Origin of the sequence: Sphaerochaeta sp. (genome assembly GCF_050256055.1) — a bacterium.
Classification (GTDB): domain Bacteria; phylum Spirochaetota; class Spirochaetia; order Sphaerochaetales; family Sphaerochaetaceae; genus Sphaerochaeta.
The window spans coordinates 1-2,702 of sequence record NZ_JBFWIJ010000038.1 but is presented as its reverse complement, the minus strand read 5'-3'; the positions used below and the strand labels follow the sequence as shown (position 1 = coordinate 2,702).

Annotated in this window: 2 protein-coding genes; both read left to right on the top strand. The window is 51.9% G+C overall.

The window, feature by feature from the left end; translation table 11 throughout:
* Window positions 1-266 precede the first annotated feature (266 nt).
* Window positions 267-893 carry a nucleotide exchange factor GrpE gene (gene grpE, locus AB7C91_RS12550; RefSeq protein WP_332447646.1) on the top strand — a complete coding sequence of 209 codons (627 nt, stop codon included), beginning with the start codon at window positions 267-269 and terminating at the stop codon, window positions 891-893.
* A gap of 75 nt (window positions 894-968) precedes the next feature.
* Window positions 969-2,702: molecular chaperone DnaK (dnaK, locus tag AB7C91_RS12545; RefSeq protein ID WP_428591962.1), on the top strand; the 1,734-nt coding region annotated here is incomplete at its 3' end.

The following is a 2,702-nucleotide window of genomic DNA, read 5'->3' as shown; positions in this document are numbered from 1 at the left end:
CAAGCTGAGGAGCCTGCCAAGGCTTGGGTGGAATATGTTCCTGAAGGCGATGAGGAAGAGATTTCCTTGGAAGAGGAAGACGAGAAAAATACTTGACGCTTCCCATCCGGTATGAGTATGTTATCGGCATGCCCAGGGGTGGGCTACTCTTTACGCTACACACGATTATGCATGATGGCCCGAGAATTGAAAGCAATCTCTTCTTTGGCTTGCAAATAGACATGTTCCGACTCATGGGTTCGGCGCATGGGAAATTGAGGGATGGAATGGATAGGAAAGAAAAGAAAAGCAAGTCTGATGCACAACCTGAAGGAAAGGCTGCAACCGAAGAAAAGCAAGAGGTTCAGCAGGAAGGAACCGGAACTGCCGAGAAGCAGGAAGCCCAGGCTCCCACCGAATTGGAACAGAAGGAATTGGAAATCGTGCAACTGAAAGAACAGCTTGCTGCAACCCAGGCTGAGACAGCCTCTTTGAAAGATCAGATGCTTCGTGATCGTGCCGATCTGGAGAATTATCGGAAACGGTTGATTCGCGATAAGGAAGATTCCATCAGATTCGCAAATGAGAACCTGATCAAGGATTTGCTCCAGCCCCTTGATGATTTCAATCGTGCCCTGGAAGCTGCAGAATCCACCAAGGAGTACGACAAGGTGCATGACGGGGTCGTCATGGTGAATTCGCAGATTTTTTCCACCTTGGAGAAAAATTGGGGGCTTACGAAGATTGAGGCGGTCGGTAAGGAATTCAATCCTGAGGAGCATGAGGCCTACATGGTGGTAGAGGATGCTTCCTTGGAGACCGAGACGGTTTTGGATGAATTCATCACCGGTTACAAACTGCATGGCAGAGTATTGCGACCGGCAAAGGTAAAAGTTGGCAAGCCAAACGTTTGACGATTGACCTTGCTATGAGTACTTTAGATTTGTACAGATAGATTTGATAGTTATATTGGAGAGGAGAACTATATCATGGGAAGAATTATTGGAATTGACTTGGGTACTACCAATAGCTGCGTCGCAGTTATGGAAGGCAATGATCCCGTAGTCATCGCAAACAGCGAAGGACAGCGGACTACCCCCAGCATTGTTGGCTTCACCAGCAAGGGAGATCGCTTGGTCGGACAGCCTGCCAAAAACCAGATGGTAACCAATGCTGAGAATACCGTGTATTCCATCAAGCGTTTCATGGGCCGCAAATATCACGAAGTGCCCTCTGAGCTTGGAAAAATCCCCTATAGAGTAAACGCCGGAAGCGGCGATGAGATAAAAGTAGACATCCGTGGAGAAGCATTTTCTCCGCAGGAGATTTCTGCAGCAATCCTGCAGAAGATGAAGAAAACCGCAGAGGATTATCTTGGCGAGCCGGTTACTGAGGCTGTCATCACCGTTCCTGCGTACTTCAACGACGCTCAGCGCCAGGCAACCAAGGATGCCGGCAAGATTGCCGGTCTGGATGTGAAGCGCATCGTCAATGAACCGACCGCAGCCGCTTTGGCTTACGGCCTGGGCAAGGATACCAGCAAGGAAGAGAAGATCGCTGTATATGACCTTGGTGGTGGTACCTTCGATATTTCCATCCTCGAACTGGGTGATGGTGTGTTTGAAGTGAAGTCCACCAACGGTGACACCCACCTTGGTGGTGACGATTTCGACCAGAGAATCATCGAGTGGATGATCAGCGAATTCAAGAAGACGAACGGCATTGACCTGTCTACCGATAGAATGGCCCTGCAGAGACTCAGAGAGGCAGCAGAGAAGGCGAAGATCGAGCTCTCCAACTCGACCAGCACCGACATAAACCTGCCGTTCATCACTGCCGACGCCTCCGGTCCGAAGCACTTGCAGATGACGCTTTCCCGCGCCAAGTTCGAGCAGCTGGTTGCTGATTTGATCGAGCGTTCCAAGCTCCCGGTGAAGAATGCACTCCGCGATGCCGGTCTAAGCGCTGCAGACATCGATGAGGTCATCCTCGTAGGTGGCTCCACTCGTATTCCTGCAGTTCAGGCATTGGTCCGTGACTTGTTCAGCAAGGAGCCGCACAAGGGAGTCAACCCGGATGAAGTGGTTGCCATGGGCGCTGCCATTCAGGGTGGTATCCTTGGTGGTAACGTCAAGGATGTCCTGTTGTTGGATGTCACGCCGCTTTCCTTGGGCATCGAGACCCTCGGTGGGGTGTGCACCCGTTTGATCGAACGGAATACCACGATCCCGACCCGTAAGAGCCAGATTTTCTCCACTGCTGCCGATGGACAGACTGCGGTAAGCATCCACGTCCTGCAGGGTGAACGGGAAATGGCTTCTCAGAACCGGACGCTCGGTAAGTTCGACCTGATCGGTATCCCGGCTGCTCCTCGTGGGGTTCCTCAGATTGAGGTTACCTTCGACATTGATGCCAACGGCATCGTGCACGTATCCGCCAAGGACCTGGGAACCGGCAAGGAGCAGAAGATTCGTATCGAGTCTTCCGGCGGCCTCAGTGATTCCGACATCGAAAAGATGGTCCGTGAAGCGGAAGCCCATGCGGAAGAGGATAAAAAGGAACGAGCCCGCATCGATGCCCGCAACGAGGCTGACAGCTTGATCTACTCCACCGAGAAATCCTTGAAGGAATACGGGGACAAGATCACCAGCGAGGATAAGGCCACGATCGAAAGTGCAATATCCGACCTCAAGCACGTACTGGAGAACCAGAGTGCATCCGCC

Coding starts and splice junctions, on each gene's coding strand:
- grpE (WP_332447646.1), top strand. CDS start 267: ATGGATAGGAAAGAAAAGAAAAGCAAGTCTGATGCACAACCTGAAGGA.